Annotated in this window: 15 protein-coding genes and 2 pseudogenes; 6 read left to right on the forward strand and 11 right to left on the reverse strand. The window is 64.6% G+C overall.

Annotated elements, in window-relative coordinates; all coding sequences use genetic code 11:
* Positions 1 to 812, forward strand: a pseudogene (locus Y88_RS18535) (DDE-type integrase/transposase/recombinase); the annotation flags it as partial.
* Here Y88_RS18535 and Y88_RS18540 read toward each other — a convergent pair.
* The 8 genes from Y88_RS18540 to Y88_RS19670 all read right to left on the reverse strand — a co-directional run bounded on the left by Y88_RS18540 (position 719) and on the right by Y88_RS19670 (position 4,722).
* Entirely contained in the window at positions 719 to 1,609 is an 891-nt protein-coding gene (locus Y88_RS18540) for a glutathionylspermidine synthase family protein (protein WP_008072060.1), read from the reverse strand. The pseudogene Y88_RS18535 and the gene Y88_RS18540 sit on opposite strands and share 94 nt — an antisense overlap.
* Positions 1,610 to 1,615: 6 nt before the next feature.
* Positions 1,616 to 1,972, reverse strand: coding sequence for a hypothetical protein (locus tag Y88_RS18545; RefSeq protein ID WP_008072062.1), 357 nt, complete (start codon positions 1,970 to 1,972; stop codon positions 1,616 to 1,618).
* Between the two features lie 31 nt (positions 1,973 to 2,003).
* A complete protein-coding gene (locus Y88_RS18550; RefSeq protein ID WP_026167098.1) occupies positions 2,004 to 2,384 on the reverse strand; it encodes a ribonuclease HI in 381 nt (126 codons plus the stop codon).
* Positions 2,385 to 2,470: 86 nt separating this feature from the next.
* Positions 2,471 to 2,860: a type II toxin-antitoxin system death-on-curing family toxin gene (locus Y88_RS18555; protein ID WP_008072065.1), complete on the reverse strand. Its 390-nt coding sequence runs from the start codon at positions 2,858 to 2,860 to the stop codon at positions 2,471 to 2,473.
* A 1-nt stretch (position 2,861) separates the two neighbouring features.
* Positions 2,862 to 3,089: an AbrB/MazE/SpoVT family DNA-binding domain-containing protein gene (locus tag Y88_RS18560; RefSeq protein ID WP_008072067.1), complete on the reverse strand. Its 228-nt coding sequence runs from the start codon at positions 3,087 to 3,089 to the stop codon at positions 2,862 to 2,864.
* A 114-nt stretch (positions 3,090 to 3,203) separates the two neighbouring features.
* The gene (locus Y88_RS18565; protein WP_008072069.1) at positions 3,204 to 3,608 is read right to left on the reverse strand and encodes a VOC family protein; all 405 of its coding nucleotides are present in this window, start codon (positions 3,606 to 3,608) and stop codon (positions 3,204 to 3,206) included.
* Positions 3,609 to 3,622: 14 nt separating this feature from the next.
* Complete coding sequence (locus Y88_RS18570; protein ID WP_018076156.1) at positions 3,623 to 4,237, reverse strand: glutathione S-transferase family protein; 615 nt, start codon at positions 4,235 to 4,237, stop codon at positions 3,623 to 3,625.
* Positions 4,238 to 4,371: 134 nt separating this feature from the next.
* On the reverse strand, positions 4,372 to 4,722 hold the full coding sequence (locus tag Y88_RS19670; protein WP_157132698.1) for a hypothetical protein: 351 nt from the start codon (positions 4,720 to 4,722) through the stop codon (positions 4,372 to 4,374).
* Positions 4,723 to 4,737: 15 nt separating this feature from the next.
* Between Y88_RS19670 and Y88_RS18575 the strand changes: the two genes are divergently transcribed.
* The 4 genes from Y88_RS18575 (at position 4,738) to Y88_RS18590 (ending at position 9,988) form a co-directional block, all read left to right on the forward strand.
* Complete coding sequence (locus Y88_RS18575) at positions 4,738 to 5,940, forward strand: AAA family ATPase (RefSeq protein ID WP_008072072.1); 1,203 nt, start codon at positions 4,738 to 4,740, stop codon at positions 5,938 to 5,940.
* 76 nt (positions 5,941 to 6,016) lie between these two features.
* Positions 6,017 to 7,129: a ParB/RepB/Spo0J family partition protein gene (locus Y88_RS18580; RefSeq protein ID WP_008072073.1), complete on the forward strand. Its 1,113-nt coding sequence runs from the start codon at positions 6,017 to 6,019 to the stop codon at positions 7,127 to 7,129.
* A 52-nt stretch (positions 7,130 to 7,181) separates the two neighbouring features.
* Positions 7,182 to 8,432 carry a replication initiator protein A gene (locus tag Y88_RS18585; protein ID WP_008072075.1) on the forward strand — a complete coding sequence of 417 codons (1,251 nt, stop codon included), beginning with the start codon at positions 7,182 to 7,184 and terminating at the stop codon, positions 8,430 to 8,432.
* Positions 8,433 to 9,760: 1,328 nt separating this feature from the next.
* Positions 9,761 to 9,988, forward strand: coding sequence for a hypothetical protein (locus Y88_RS18590; protein WP_008072077.1), 228 nt, complete (start codon positions 9,761 to 9,763; stop codon positions 9,986 to 9,988).
* A 234-nt stretch (positions 9,989 to 10,222) separates the two neighbouring features.
* On the opposite strand, the gene Y88_RS18595 is transcribed toward Y88_RS18590, so the two are convergent.
* The gene (locus Y88_RS18595; protein ID WP_008072078.1) at positions 10,223 to 11,464 is read right to left on the reverse strand and encodes a hypothetical protein; all 1,242 of its coding nucleotides are present in this window, start codon (positions 11,462 to 11,464) and stop codon (positions 10,223 to 10,225) included.
* Between the two features lie 150 nt (positions 11,465 to 11,614).
* On the opposite strand from Y88_RS18595, the gene Y88_RS18600 reads away from it, so the two are divergent.
* Positions 11,615 to 12,889 carry a site-specific integrase gene (locus tag Y88_RS18600; protein ID WP_008072081.1) on the forward strand — a complete coding sequence of 425 codons (1,275 nt, stop codon included), beginning with the start codon at positions 11,615 to 11,617 and terminating at the stop codon, positions 12,887 to 12,889.
* Positions 12,890 to 12,923: 34 nt separating this feature from the next.
* Here the strand turns inward: Y88_RS18600 and Y88_RS18605 are convergent, their stop codons facing one another.
* Both Y88_RS18605 and Y88_RS18610 read right to left on the reverse strand, forming a co-directional pair.
* Entirely contained in the window at positions 12,924 to 14,903 is a 1,980-nt protein-coding gene (locus tag Y88_RS18605; RefSeq protein WP_008072083.1) for a tetratricopeptide repeat-containing sulfotransferase family protein, read from the reverse strand.
* Between the two features lie 70 nt (positions 14,904 to 14,973).
* Positions 14,974 to 15,768 (reverse strand): annotated as a pseudogene (locus tag Y88_RS18610) (hypothetical protein); the annotation flags it as partial.

Raw genomic sequence — 15,768 nt, forward strand, 5'->3', positions numbered from 1 at the left:
TTCGGCGCCGAGCCGAGTGTGGAACCGGCTACCCGATGATGTCCGTAAACAGATCATCGACATGGCGCCGAAGGAAAGCGACCTCTCGCCCCGTGAACTAGCCACCAAATTTACCGATGAAAAGCAGTACTTTGCCTGCGAGGCAACGGTCTATCGCCAGCTCAAGGCGCAGGATTTGATCGCCAGCCCCGCCTATATCGTCATCAAGGCCCGCGATGAGTTCCACACCAAAACCACTCGGCCAAACGAGATGTGGCAGACCGACTTTACCTATTTCAAGCTGATCGGCTGGGTCTATCTCTCGACCGTGATCGACGACTATTCGCAGTATATCATCTCGTGGAAGCTGTGCACCACCATGACGGCGGGCGATGTGACGGACACGCTGGACTTGGCGCTGGCCGCATCAGGCTGCAACAGCGCCACCGTGCTGCACAAACCGCGCCTTCTGTCTGTCAATGGACCCAGCTATGTTGCCGGGGAACTGGCCGCCTATATCGAGGCGCAGGTCACAGGCCATGAGCCATGTGCGCGGCGCGCCCTTCCATCCCCAGACGCAGGGCAAGATTGAACGTTGGCATCAGACGTTGAAGAACCGCATCCTGCTGGAAAACTACTACCTGCCCGGCGATCTCGAAGCCCAGATCGAAGCCTTCATCGAGCACTATAATCACCAGCGCTATCACGAGAGCCTGGGCAATGTGACGCCCGCCGATGCCTACTTCGGCCGAGACCGGCAGATCCACGCCCAGCGCACTGCCATCAAGAAGCAGACCATCGAACATCGCCGCTTGCAGCACCGCAAGCTCGCCTTGTTGCTCCAGATCATCTTCCAGATCGGCTCCAGCCACAGCGTGCCGGATGGGTCCTCGGCGATATGGCGGCCAAAGGCTTCTGCGGTCAGCCACTCCCACGGATAGAGTTTCCACAACGTCGCGATCGGTTGATCCGCCATATCGAAGAACCCGCCGCCCGGCCCTGCCTGCCAACCGATTTCGCGCATGGTCAACCGGGTCGCGGCAAGCCCCGCCTCGCCCGCGACATCCATCATGTAGGCGGTGGTCAGCGTGTCCTCGCCCACGCGATCGGGCACATGCGCAAAGTGGACATGCCCGCCCGGCAATTGCGGCGCGATCGCCTGCCAGCGTTCGACCAGCGCCTCGTGAATGCGGTTGAACTGATCGAGAGCCGGGAACACCTCTTCCTTCCAGAACCACTGGATCACCGAGGCCTCGACCAGCGCGGTCGGCGTGTCGCAATTGAATTCGAACAGCTTGATCGCGCCGTCGTGACCGATCCCGAGATCGAAGCGGCCATAGTCCAGCGCCGGAGGCTCCCCCGCCCAGTCCCGCTCGATCAGCGGCACGCACCAGTCCGGGATGCCGAATTCGCCCCAGCGCCGGTGCGCGACAATGTGTTCCCCGGCATTCACGAACATCGCGTACAATTCTTCGCAAGCCGCGCCGATGCGGCCCACTTCGTGTCCGGTGAAGCTGTAGAAGGCGTCCTCAGCCCAATAGGCCTCTCCGCCGTCGGTGTGCCAGAGAAAGCCGAGATCCTCGACCCGCCGCTGCCAGCCGGCACGCGGCGCAATTGCGTGGCGCTGCATCGCGACTTATTCGCCCCCGCCGTGGCCGCCAAATCCCTCGCCGAAATGGCCAAAGCCGCCACGCACGATGCCTTCGCGGGGAGCGGCGTATGCGGTGCCGTTGAGCGGCGCGGTCGATCCGCCGGAGACGGCCTCGCCAATCGCCGGGGCGGACGATGTGCGCTTGATATAGCGCCACGACGACCCGCTGGCCCAAGCTCCATGGCCGCCGCGATTGCCTTGGCAATCGCCATCGGGCTGGCGCCGCCCCTGCTGATCGGTGCAAACCTGCCACTGCCCGTCACTCGGACCACAGCCCGCCAACATGCCGGTCGAAATTCCGACCAGCGCAATCAGGGCATGACGATCGATAGTCTTGGCCATTGGTTCCCCCAGGAAAGTGTAGCGCCGCGACCTATCGCGGGTGACGCGATGCGAGGGCGATGCCCGCCAGGTTCTGCTGCCGTTTGATCCATCGAACGCGAACCGGCGGCATTTCGGTCACAAGGGCGAGAAAGGCGGCGGCATGGGCGTGCATGGCGGTCCGGGTCGTCATCACCTGATTGGCTTGCCGCACGACCCACAGTGCGTCACCGATCAGCTCGACATGTTCCAGACCCGATTGGCGGCAGATTTCGACGGCACGGATCAAGGCCAGCCATTCCGCATCGCCATTGGTGCCCTGCCCCAGATCGTCAAAGACATGGGCCCGGCCGCCGGTCACCACCGCCACTTCCATCGGTCCGGGGTTGGGACGGCACCCGCCGTCAAAGAACACTTTTACCCTGCGGGCCATTGCGCCTTGCCTTGCTCGTTCCGCCGAGCGCTACACCGGCGGGAGCGGAATGCCCAGAGGAGAGGCAACAGCCTCGCCCGGCGAGATCAGACTTGTCGCGCCCTGAACCAGTCGGCCACTTCGGTTTCGGCCAGCGTGCCTCCGGCCAGAGCCAGAACCATCTGAATTGCCTCCTCCGGAGCAAAGCTGATGCGCACTTCGTTCAACGCGAGGAACAGGCGGGCAAGAACCCAGGCTGTGCGTTTGTTGCCATCGGTAAAGGGGTGATTGCGCGCAACGCCATAAGCATAGGCCGCCGCCAACCCGCACATGTCGGTCTCGCCATAGACCCATTGATTGCGGGGTCGACCCAAGGCCGACTCCAGCCCGGCGGCATCGCGCACCCCAATGGGGCCGCCATGTTCGGCCAGTTGGCGGTCGTGGATGGCAAGCGCAAGCTCGGTCTCGATCCAGACCGGCTCGGAAATCCCGCCCATGTTATTTGGCCAGCACGCGCAGGATATCCCTGTCCTCGCGCATGATCTCTTCGGCCAGCGCCATTCTGGCCTCGAACGAGGGGTCCGCCGCGGTGATCCGAATGCCGTCGGGCGTTTCCGACACATACAGCATGTCGCCCACTCCGGCACGCAGCTTGGCCAGCAATTCCTTGGGCAGGACGACACCTGCGGAATTACCGATCCTGGTGATCTTGAGGCTGGCGTTCATACGAACGTTATAACATGGAACGTCGCATTCTCAAGACGCGTCCACTGCATCCTGTTCTGCGGGACAAGAGCCTGACGGGTCATTGCGCCGCTCTGTGCAGGGCCAGCCTTCCCCTCACCCAATCTCGTTGAATTCCAGCACGTTGCGATCGGGGTCGCGGATAAAGCAGACTTTGCGGCGGCCATGGCCCATGGTGATCGGACCTTCGGTCACGGCAATGCCTTCGCGGTCGAGCCAGGCAATGAGGTCGTCCATGCGGTCGATGACGAACGCCGCGTGGGTATAGCCCGGGCGCTTGATCGGCGCGTCGAGCAGGACATTGCCTTCGGGTGCGGGCACGCCGTTGAAAATGAGATGGATGCGAAGTCCGCTCGGATGGACAAGGCCGCAGGCCTGCACGGCAGGCGCAAATTCGGCAGGATCGCGCAGGAAGCCGAGCCTTTCGTAAAAGGCTTCGGCCACGGCAAGGTCGGTGACGCGGATGCCGACGTGATCGAATGTGAGATGTTCAAAAGGCATGGCAGCGAGCCGGTTCAGGCCAAAAGACCGACGGCCGAGGCGGCGAAGGGGACGAAGCCGGGCAAGGCCTCGATCCGAGCCAGCCACGCGCGCACGGCGGGATAGGCGCCAAGGTCGACGTTTCCTTCAGGGGCATGGTGGGTATAGCTGTAGAGCGCGACGTCGGCGATGGTCGGCGCCTCGGTCCCCGCGATCCATGTCACAGCGCCCAGCGTCTCTTCCATCACCGCGAGCGTCGCGTGGGCGCGGGCGATCACTTCGTCAGGGTCGAGCCGGGCGCCGAACAGCGTGATGAGGCGCGCGGCACAGGCGCCATAGGCCATTTTTCCCGCTGCCACCGACAGCCACCGCTGCACTTGCGCTTCGGCCACAGGATCGGTGGGCAGCCACGGCGAAGGCCCGATCCGCCGCGCGGCGTAAACCAGAATGGCGACGGAATCGGCAATGATCGTGCCGCAATCGTCAAGCACGGGAATTTCGCCGAAGGGATTGAGGCGCAGGAAGTCGGGCTGCTTGTGCGCGCGCGCTGCCAGATCGACGAAGACCAGTTCGTGATCGAGCCCGGCCAGCGACAGGAACAGATGGGCGCGATGGGCATGGCCCGACAGGGGGTGGTAATAGAGCTTCATCGTGCGTCTCCCGATCGACAAACGTCCCGCAGACGAGGAACCCGTCCGTGACGGAGCGATCATGCGCCAGCTCTCCACTCGGGATAATCCGCCATTTTCGGCACTCACTCATTCCGAAATCGGGAGAATGGCGATCACCGCCAAATCGCCCGCGTAAGCTCGGAACGGTGTCCCCTTGCGGGACAGAGAATCACGCGTCGCTTCGCAGCATCCGGGAAACCGGCCTCCGTCCGGGGAAAGGCGCCGGTCGTGCCGATCGGGTTCGAACCCGGATCGTCCGGCTTCCGCTGGGTCTCGTTCACAGGGTCAACAGCGCGCAGCAATATCCTGATTATTCGTGCTTTTATGCAGAACCGCCGGCCGATCATGGTGCTCCGCAGCGCGACGAAATGAAAGGAGACCGGGCGCGAAACGCTTTCATGAGCCTTTTCAAATCGCGACTTGCTCACATGAAGCAAAAAACGTAAATTGCCCAAAATTTTCATTCAAACGGGCGGGCCATGGCCGAGCAGAATGCAATCGCCAGTCAGATCGGGGATCTGGCTTCGGCGGGAGAGAAGATGATCGAGCGCTTGCGGCGCAAGGCCTTTCTGCCTGAAAGCCGCAAGGGGCTCAATGTCCGGTTCGGCATTGCCGAGGCGGCGCAATTGCTCGGCTGTTCGACCAATCGCATCCGCATGGCCGAGGACGACGGGCGCCTGCCCCCTCCCCCGGCCGGGGAAAACGGCCGCCGCATCGGCTATTCGGTGCCCGATCTCTTGCGCATGCGCGAAGTGCTGGGCGCCTCCCCTGCCCGCGCCCCGCTCGACGTGCCCGCCTTGATCGCGGTGCAGAATTTCAAGGGTGGGGTCGGCAAGTCGACCGTCACCACGCACCTTGCCCATTACCTCGCGGTTCAGGGCTATCGCGTGCTGGTGGTCGATTGCGACAGCCAGGCGACGACGACCACGCTGTTCGGCTTCAACCCGCATTTCAACATCACGCGGGCCGAAACCCTTTACCCCTATCTCTCGATCGACCCGACGCAGGCGGACCTGCTCTATGCGGTCAAGCGCACGCCCTGGCCCAATGTCGACCTGATCCCGTCCAATCTCGAACTCTTCGACGTTGAATACGAACTGGCAGCGGCGGGCTCGGACGGGCAATCGGTGCTGGCCGCGCGTTTCCGCAAGCTCAAGCAAGGTCTGATGGATCTTGCCCGCGATTACGACGTGGTCCTGCTCGATCCGCCACCGGCGCTGGGCACGATCAGCCTTGCGGTGATGCAGGCGGCCAATGCGCTGCTTGTCCCGCTGGCGGCGACGACGCCCGACTTCTGTTCGACGGTGCAGTTCCTGTCGATGATGGACCAGGTCATCGAACAGCTCGTCGCGGCCGGAATCGACGTGGATTATCAGTTCGTTCGCCTGATCTGTTCAAAGTTCGACGCAAACGATCCGAGCCACGCGATGGTGCGCACGATCATGGAGCAGACCTTTGGCCCGGCGCTTTTGCCCGTTCCCATTCTGGAAAGCGCGGAAATCAGCCACGCGGCCATGCGGATGATGACCATCTACGAACTGGAGGCCCCGATCGGCACCGCGCGCACGCACAAACGATGCCGCGCCAATCTGGACGAGGCCTTGTCGCAGATCGAGCAGCTTGTCCGTGCCGGATGGGGCCGCGTGCCCCCCGCGCGCGAGGAAGACGTGCTCCATGCCTGATCGGTCTTGCGCTTCGCCCTACTTGCGTTGCGCAAATGTTCTTTATATGTTCCTTTTTTCGTCCGGGAATTGAGCCATGGCTCGCAAACAGTCCGATTACCTCGCCTCGCTCCTTTCCGACGATGAGCCGGACGCGGTCGCGTCGCCCTCCCCGGACGCGCCCGAGGCTCAGGAGCCCGCAGCCCCTCCCCCGCCCCGTCGGCTGATCCCGCCGCTGGGCGAAGTTCCCCCGGCCGAGCGCGTGCGCCCGACCACTCTGCTTGCCCGCGAAAGCGCCCTCGCCCGTGTCGCCAGCGGCCAGGTCCGGCAAGTCACCCAATTGCTGCTCGATCCCGACCGGGTCCGGGTGTGGCAGGGCAATGCCCGCTCCTATGCCCACCTGACCGAGGCCAATTGCCGCGAGCTGATCGATGCGATCCTGGCCGAAGGGGGGCAGAAAGTGCCCGCCGTCGTCCGCCGGGTCGAAGGCGACCCCGATCACGATTACGAAGTGATCGCAGGCACGCGCCGCCACTGGTCGATCCGCTGGCTGCGGGCCAACAGCTATCCGGACATGATGTTCGTGGCGCAAGTGGCGCAGCTCGACGACGAGGCGGCCTTCCGCCTTGCCGATATCGAGAACCGCGCGCGCAAGGACGTCTCGGATCTCGAACGCGCGCGCAATTACGCCGCCGCGTTGAAGGATCATTACGGCAACCACATGACCCGCATGGCCGAACGGCTAAAGCTTTCAAAGGGTTGGCTGTCGAAAATGCTGCGGGTGGCCGCTCTTCCCGAGGCGGTGATCGCCGCCTTTGCGGGCCCCGGGGATATTCAGCTCAAGCCCGGTTATGCCCTCGCCCAGGCTCTCGACGACAAGGCCGCCTCGCCCGCCATCCTCAAGGAAGCGCGCGTCCTTGCCCGCGAACAGGAAGCCGCACGAGCGCGGGGCACGTCGCCGGTCGCAGCATCGGACGTCCTGCGCCGCCTCCTCGCCGCACCCCATGCCGGGGTCGAACGCGAAGGCCCGCTGTTTGTGTGGGACAATGCCCGCACCGGGCGTCGCGCGGTTTCGGTGCTGTCCTCGGGCCGTCAGGGGCTGACCCTGCGGCTTCATTCAGGGACAGGGTCGACGACCGAGGATCTGCTTGAAGGCGTGCGCGCCGCGCTTGAGGACCTCGCTGCCCAGGGCAAGGGCGTGCAGGTTTGATCGAGACAGGATTGGGGGGAAACACGCCCGATGTTTCCCCGGGGAAACATCGGTGACCAAGCCCAAGGCCGCTCCGGCCAGCGAACAATTCGATCTCATCCTTCCCTATCTGGCGGACATGCCCTTGCGCGATCAGCGCGAGATGATGGAGCGTCCGTTCTTCAGCCTGGCCAAGTCCAAGCGGGTCAAGCCGATCGATTACACCAGCCCCGACGGCAAGTTGTGGGTCCATGTCTCGGCCAATCCCGATTACGGCATGGCAACGATCTGGGACGCGGACATCCTCATCTATTGCGCCAGTGCGCTTGCCGACATGGCCCGGCGCGGTGCCAATGATATTCCGCGCAAGCTACACGTCATGCCCTATGACCTCTTACGCGCGATCGGGCGTCCGACAACGGGGCGTGCCTACGAGCTTTTGGCCCAGGCGCTCGACCGGTTGGTTTCGACCACGATCAAGACCAATATCCGCGCCGAAAACCGCCGCGAAGCGACGTTCAGCTGGCTCGACGGCTGGACCCAGCTTGTCGACGAACGCACCGAACGCTCGCGCGGGATGACGCTCGAACTGTCGAACTGGTTCTGGGAAGGCGTGATGATGAAAGGCGGCGTGCTGTCGATCGACCGCGCCTATTTCGACATCACCGGCGGCCGCGAACGCTGGCTCTACAAAGTCGCGCGCAAGCATGCAGGGGGCGGTGACGAAACCGGCTTTGCCATCGCGATGCCCACGCTCTTCGAAAAGTCTGGCGCCGAGGGCGAATATCGCCGGTTCAAGTTCGAGATCATCAAGCTCGCCGAAAAGAACACCCTTCCCGGCTTTGCCCTTTCGATCGAACAGGGCAAGGGCCAGGAACCGTTGCTGCGCATGCGCCGCGTAGCCTCAACCGACACGTCCGAAAAGCGTGTTTCCCCGGGGAAACGAGCCCGCGCCGAGGCGCCCCAAGTCCCCACAGTGGACGCAGACGCAGCCCCGGCCCTGCCCCGCGAGCCAAAGGTTTCGTCCGCACCCGCCTCGCGCCCGGCCCAATCATCGCCCCCCGCAACCGTCGACGCACGCACGCTGATCCGCCGGACCATTGCCGGGCTCAGCGACAGCGCAACGCGCGGGTTCATGACCGACGCGACGATCGAACATCTGCGCGAAACCTGCCCCGGCTGGGATCTCCACGCGCTCCACGCCGAGTTCGAAACCTGGGTCAATGCTGCCCCCGAACGCCTTCCCGCCGACTGGCAGCGCGCCTTCGTCGGCTGGGTCAAGCGCCACCACGAAAAGCACCGCCACACCTTGCGCGGCGCCTGAATCTGTCTCGAAGGGTGCGGCAAACCACGCCGCCCCTTCCCCAAACATTCGCCGCCCCCTTTTCCTGCGGCGCCTCACACTCCCCCCCCCCCCCGCCACATTTCATCTGCCCAGCAGCGCACAATCGCTGCACGCCGGCATTTCGCGATCACGAATTCCAAAGCGAAAATCGCGCCCTTCCCCTCATCGCGTATCCGCAAACAGATCCACGCGGTCATCGCTCCAGCCCGCCGCCATCCGACACCGCCCGTCAGTTGCGCGCCCTTCCCAATTGCGAAAACAGCACCGAGGCGCCCCAGCGCCCAGCCCCATGTCAGAAAGCACGGCGCGCAGGACCAAACGGCAAAACCCGTTTCCCCCGGGAAACATCCCGCACACACCACAGTCCGCCAGGGGTCCAGATCCACGCCGCGTCAGATCAGCACGGGCACCCCACCGTCGCAACGCGTTCCACGCCTCGCGTCCGTCGACCGGAACCACGCCCCGACACGCGCCGCCAATCCATTTCCGAAACGCCCGAGCGGCGAGGGAAGGGGAGGGCGGTTTCCCCCGGGAAACATCCCCACCTCGCGTCCCCCGCGCGCGACATGCATTGCGATGCAGTCATACGGATAGCCCGCCGGATACGGCCGGTCCGAACACTCAGGCGGTCCGAACACTCAGGCGGCCCGAACACTCAGGCGGCCCGAGCACCTCGCCAAGCTCCCCCGATCCCGACCGCGACCACGCATCGACCGTTCCACACCGGGGCCTCCACCACACTCGGGCCTGCGACAGACTGCCTCCGTCACGCGGTCGGCGGCGTTCCCGAAGTGTCGGGTGCGATCCAACAGGGTTTATCCACGACCAATCTTCGCATCGCGATTGAACCTCTTTCACCAAAGAGCGCCCGCGAATGTTTCAAATTTCCACGCCCAATCGCCGGGGAACCGCGTTCATCGACACATGAGGAACGCCCAAACGCCCTGTTTCGATCCTTCGGGAACACCGAACCGATCCTTCGGGAACGCACCGACGATCTTTCGGGAACACAATCACGATCTTTCAGGAACAGCCGACCGAACTCGACTCATGGTCGTTCCGGGCCTTTTCCGGCCATCGCGGACCCCTTAACTTTTCTAACTATCCTCTAAGGCTTCTAACCTTCCCTGAAATTTCATTTTGATGGGGAAAAGGGGGAGGGCGCTTCCTCTTGAACGCTTTCCCGCGGCCCCCCCATCTTGACCCGGGGCCCCGTTTGAATTCACAGACGACCCGCCGTTCCCGGCCTCCAAGCAAAGGACGTTCCCATCGACCGCGAGACCCAGCTCGATCTGTTCCGCACCGCAGTGACTCTGCTCGGCGGCGCAGCCACGGCCGCCACCATCCTGCGCATGACCGAGGACGCCTTGCGCGACGTACTCGACGGTGAACCCCATCTGCATACCGGAACGCTCGAAGCGGTGGCGCGCGCACTCATTGCCCATGCCGATGCCTGCCGTGCGCTCGAACGGCGCCTGTCGCCCGCCTTTGCCGAAAACCTGACGCCCGCACAGGCCCGACCGCCGCGTCGCTAGTGCGCAAATTCCCGCGAAATCGGGCCTCTGGGCGCAAAATCAGCTCTCACAGGCCCATTTCACCCATTTAGCCGCTTGCCTCAATGCAGATGTGCCTCAAATTTGCCCACAGAACCCCGTACAGCGCGTCGGGCGCGGTAGGGTACCCACAAGTAAGGCGAGGCCGGTTTTCCGCGTTCTGCGCAAGTTTGCCCGGAATCCGGTGGTTTTTCCCGCAAAATCAGGCCAATGCCCTCAACAATCGGGGGGAGGGGACACCTGATCGTCTTCCCCGTCGCCTCCCAGGCGCGCGAGCAGGGCATCAATGTCGGCAAGTGACGCCTCATAGGCCGCGACCGCCTCGACCGAGAAACCGGTGCCCCCGGCGCGTTCGTCACGTCCCTTGGCAGACGCGGATACCGGCGCGGGGGCGAGCGCATAAAGCCACACTCCCGCAACGCGCTGCCGCGTGATCGTTCCATGGGCGAGCAGGGGGCCAAGAATGGTCCGCAGCCCCAGACGGGTGACGTCGAGCAACGGTTCGATCTGGGCCGAGCGCAAGGCGCCGGTTCCCGCCAGCAGGCGGCAGAGCGCAGGCGCGCGGGAAGACCGTCGATGATCGGGAACGAGCGTCGCGATCCGCCGCACGTCTCCGGCCGCCTGCGCAAGCGTCTCGTTCCATCCCCGCATGGTTGCACCAAGCGCCTCGGCAATCACGCCGGGGGCCGCCGCGCGCCTGATCGCTTCGGAACGGACAAGCCCCGGGCAGGGGAGGGGAACACGCAGGCATCCGGTCGCGTGAAGGTATCCACCGAGAAAGACCTCGATCGCCCAGAACGGGGCAGGGGCCGCCGCGCGCTCGATGGTCAGTCCTCGTGCCGTGGGCCCGAGCTCGCCCGCTGCGCCCCGCCCGAGCAGGATCCTTTCCCGGCTTGCTTCGGCCGGGGCGAACGTCGGGCTCGCTGCAAGATCCTGATGAAGCCGTTCCAGCCCCTTGAGCGGCCGGGTGTCGCCCACCTCGGCCAGAGCTGCGACCAGGGCCTCTACCCGCGCGCGGCTGTCCTGCAGCAGACACTCGATCTCGTCCCGCGCGGCAGGCTGGTCTTCACGCGGAGCAAGGAAGGCACGGCGCAAGCGTTGCGCCTGTTCGGCAAGCGGCGCCCAGGACGCATGCGCACATTCGCCAAGCAGCGCCTCGACGATCAGGCGCGGCGGACGGTCAGGCAAGACCGCGTCGGATGAGACCTGCACATCGGTCAGCGGAACGAGCCCGGCAAACCACGCATCGAACCGTTCGTTGGTGAAAGCGAGGCGTTCCTGCCGCAAGGCGCGGAGGAGGAGCGTGCGCAGCACCTGCGCCGCGAACAGTGCGACTGTCGAGGAATCGGCATAGGCAAGCGCCCCGTCGAGGCGTCCCAACTCGAGCAGCGCCAGTTCGAATAGCGCCAACTCGGGGCGGGGCTCGTCTGCGGGAAGATCGGAAAGGGAAGGTGTCATGAAACCTGTCGATCGCGTGTCCGGCCGTTTCCATGATGTTTATGGAAATGGAGATAACTCAACAAGTGACATCATGATATTTTATAAAACTATCGATAATGGTATCCTATCGATAGTGACATGGGCAAATACGCGGTTTAGGATCGCTTCATGGCCGAATTTCCGCCCGAAAACCGCGCTCTGGTCCCGCATCCGGCAAGGCTGGGTGAAGTCGTCACCGTCCTCGGGCCGGGTGAAGCGGACCTGCCATGCCGGACCGGGGGCAGGGCACGGGACCGGATTGCCGAGCTGACGGCATTGGTGCTCGATCTGGCGGGGGAGGGCGTTGCCATTGACCGCCTCGCCTATCGCAAGAGCCTGGAGGCGCGCTCGCCTGCGACGATCAAGGCGCTGGCCAATGATCTCGCCTGTTACGCGCGGTTCTGTCACCGGGTGCGGGGCATCGGCCTTCCTGCCGGGGAAGGGCGGGTGGTCGCCTATCTCGAAGACTGCGAGGCGCGGGGGTTGAGCGTCGCGACGGTGTCCCGCCGTCTCGCGAGCCTTGCGGTCATTCACGGCTTGCTCGGCGTGACGCCGCCGACCGGGGCGCCGGTGGTGCGCGACGCCTTGCGCGGGTTTCGCCGACGGCGCGGCGTGCGCCAGCGTCAGGCAGGGCCGCTGCGTCTGGGCGAGGGTATCGGTATCGAGGCCGCGCGCGGCTTTACCCTGACCGCCTTGCTTGACGCTTGTCCCGGCACGGTTGCGGGCCTGCGCGATGCAGCGCTCCTGTCACTGGGCTATGACGCGGGCCTGCGGGTTTCCGAACTGGTGGCGATCGACTGTGGGCATATTTCCCGGCTCGACGACGGGGCAGGGGTGCTCGACGTGGTCCGCTCCAAGACCGATCAGGAAGGCCGCGGCGGGGAAGCCTGGCTCTCGCCCGAAACCATGCGCCGCATTGCCCTGTGGCGCGAGGCCGGGGGGATCGCGTCCGGCCCGCTGTTCCGCCGGATCGCCACGACCCGCACCCGCGCACGCGAAGCGGTTCCACCCACGCGCCTCGACCGCCTTGCCTGGCACGCCCGCGTCGATCCCGTCCGGCTTGAAGGCGCGCCTGCCCGCCCGGCAAGCGTCACCTATCGCATCGGCGAACACGCGCTGACCCCCGCCGCTGTCCGCATGATCATCAAACGCACTGCCCACCGCGCCGTCGACGAAGGCCTTGTCGCCCTGTTCGGCCCCGAACGTGACGCCGCCATCGCCGCCTTGAGCACTCACTCCTTGCGCGTCGGCCTCACCCAGGATCTCTTCGCCAGCGGCGAAGACGCCGGCCCCATCGCCCAGGCCCTGCGCTGGACCTCCACCACCACCGCCCTGCGCTACGGCCGGGCCCTGACCCCCGCCGCCAACGCCACCGCCCGCATGCTCCGCAATCTCAGGGGGTGATCGCGCGCTCGATCGCGGGGAGCGGGGCGTGTGGCTATTGGGGGAGGGCGTCGCCCAGGGCTTTGCGCAGGGGGGTAAGGTAGGGGGCGAAGTTGCGCCATTGTTCGCTGCCGGTGCGGTCGATCGGGCGGCGGACTTGTTCGCTGCTGGCGGTGCGCACGGCGCGGCGGGTTTCGTGGAAGCGGATGCAGGCTTCCTCGAAAGGAAGGTCGAGGTAGTCCAGCATCCGCGCGACCTGGCCTTCGAGATCGTCGAGCACATCTTCATGCCGCACGGTCAGGATGCGTCCGGGCAGCACGGTGTGCCAGTGGTCCATCAGTGTCAGATAGCTGCGGTAATATCGCCCGATGCTTTCGAGGTTGTAGCTGAAGTCCTGTCCTTCGGCGAAGAGCTGCTTGAAGCCGGAAAAGCAGCAGGCCATCGGTTCGCGCCGGGCATCGATGATCCGGGCCTTGGGCAGCATCCGGGCGATGAGGCCGATGTGACGGAAATTGTTGGGCATCTTGTCGATGAAGAATGGCTTGCCCGAGCGCAAGGTGCGCGTTTCGGCCATGTAACGCTCGCCCATGCGGGTGAAGTCCTCGGGCGCGATCCGGGCGAGATTGGCGGGGTAATGGGCGTCGGCCTCGCGCGTGTCCCGGCCGGACAGGGCGTGAACTTGCGCAAGGACGTTGGGGAGTTCGGCCGTGCCTTCGATCGCGCTGTGGCTGGCGAGGATCTGTTCGATCAGCGTTGAACCCGCGCGGGGCAGGCCGACGATGAAGATCGGGTCGGGATCGGGGGCTCCGCCTGTCGCGCCGGTAAAGAGCGAAGCAGGCGTTGCCGCGATCATGCGGGCGACTTCGGCGTCCATGGCGGCGGGAGAGTAACGGCTGCGCGCCGCGCGCAGGGCGTTTCCGGCCTCGTACTGGGCAAAGGCTGCCGCATGGTCGCCCGCGTCCTCCAGCGCCTTGGCATAGGCGAAATGCAGGTGGATGCGATCGACCTCGTTGACGCGGGGGGCCTGATGCCAATGGGCGAGCGCGGCCTGTTCATCCGGGGTGAAGCGGTAGGTCTTGAGATTGGCAAGGCTCCAGTAGGCGTCGCCGAAATCGCCGCGCACGCCATAGGCGGCGCGATAGGCCTCTACCGCATCGGCATGGCGTCCGATCGTCTTGAGCGCATGGCCGCGCGAGAGGTGGACCGATTCGGCCTGGGGCCAGAGGGCGAGTACTTTGTCATAGTCGGCAATGGCCCCTTCCATGTCGCCGACCCCGAGCCGGGCATTGGCGCGCGACACGCGGGGGGCGGCATTGTCGGGATCGCCAAGCAGCAGGCGTTCGGCGTGGACCAGTGCTTGGGCATATTTCTGGCGCCGGAGCAGGACGTTGACATATTCGGTGTGGACCCGCCGGTCGCCGGGGGCGAATTCGTGCGCCTTGGCCAGCAGGGTTTCCGCGTCGTCGAGCACGTTGAGCGCCATGCCGATCAGCGCGAGCTGGCGCATTGCTTCCACATGCGTCGGATTGACGCGCAGGAACGCGCGCACGATCTGTTCTGCCTTTTCCAGCCGGTGTTCGGCGATCATGTCTTCGACCGCGCGCAATTCGGGCGGCAGGCGTTCAAGCCATGCAAGCTGTCTCAGGGCATCGTCGGCAAGATCGTGGCGACCGCCGTTCCCGTGCAATTGGGCAAGCGCGCGCCATGCCCCGTCGAGCGCGGGATTGCGTTCGATCGCGCGGGCATAGGCATTGGCGGCGTCTTCGGGCCGTTTGGCGGCGCGCAGGGCATGACCCATTTCCTGCCATCCGCGACCATAATCGGGTGCGGCTTCCAACAGGGTGGCACATGCGGCGAGGGCGTGATCGACACGGCCGAGATAGCGCAGGCAGACGGCGCGCAGATAAAGCGCGTCGCGCTGATCGGGCACTTGCTGCAGGATGGCTTGCGCGTCGGCGAGCGCGGCTTCCGCCCGTTGTCCGCGCAGATGGGCCTGCGCTCTCTGGATCTGGTGCTCGATCGTTGCGTGCTGCATGGTTCTTGCCCGTTGATGCGGGGAGGGGACCGGCCCCGTTGCGGGAACGGGGCCGGTCCGCGTCAGGATGTTACATCTCGTACGACAGTTTCAAACCGAACGTCCGGGGGCGGTTGGTCGTGACCAGGTCGTAGACATTGGTCAGCGTATTGCCTGCGGAATCGCGCGGGCTGTAGTGGCTGTTGTTGTAGAGCATGGCCCGCGTGTCGGTCACGTTGTTGATATAGAGCATGAGCGACCATTGCTTGCGGGTAATGCCGCCCGACAGGTTGAGCGTGCCATAGGCCGGTTGCAGTTGCCGTTCGCTCTTGTTGAGCGAGGAATAGCTGTTCGAGGACGTCTGGCCGCTGATCTGGGCGTACAACTTGTTTTCGCCCCATTTCCAGTTGTAGCGGACCTGTACCGACGACTGGAACAGCGGGGCCTGTGCCAGACGCGATCCGACCGCCACCACGTCGGCCGCCAGCGTCGAATTGCCGAGGATGCTGGTCAGTTCGGTGTGGTTGTACGAGAACGAACCGCCAAGCGTCAGCCCTTCGTAGGGAACGATGGTGAGATCGCTTTCGATGCCTTTGATCTGCGCATTGGCGGCGTTGTAGGTATAATAGAGCTGTGCAATGTTCACGTTCTGCGTGGTCAATTGCATCTTGTTCCAGTTCATGAGGTAAGCCGTGCCGTTCCAGCGCACGGCTCCGCCCATGAGCGTGGTTTTCCAGCCGACTTCAAAGTTTTCGACTTTGTCCGAGACATAGTGCGCGGGGATGACGTGCGCAGAGGATGTCTCGTTGGTGGTATAGGCGCGGTTGAAGCCACCGGGGCGGAAGCCGCGCGAATAAGTGCCGTAGAACAGGATCCCGCGCGAGGG

The organism is Novosphingobium nitrogenifigens DSM 19370, assembly GCF_000192575.1.
Lineage (GTDB): Bacteria > Pseudomonadota > Alphaproteobacteria > Sphingomonadales > Sphingomonadaceae > Novosphingobium > Novosphingobium nitrogenifigens.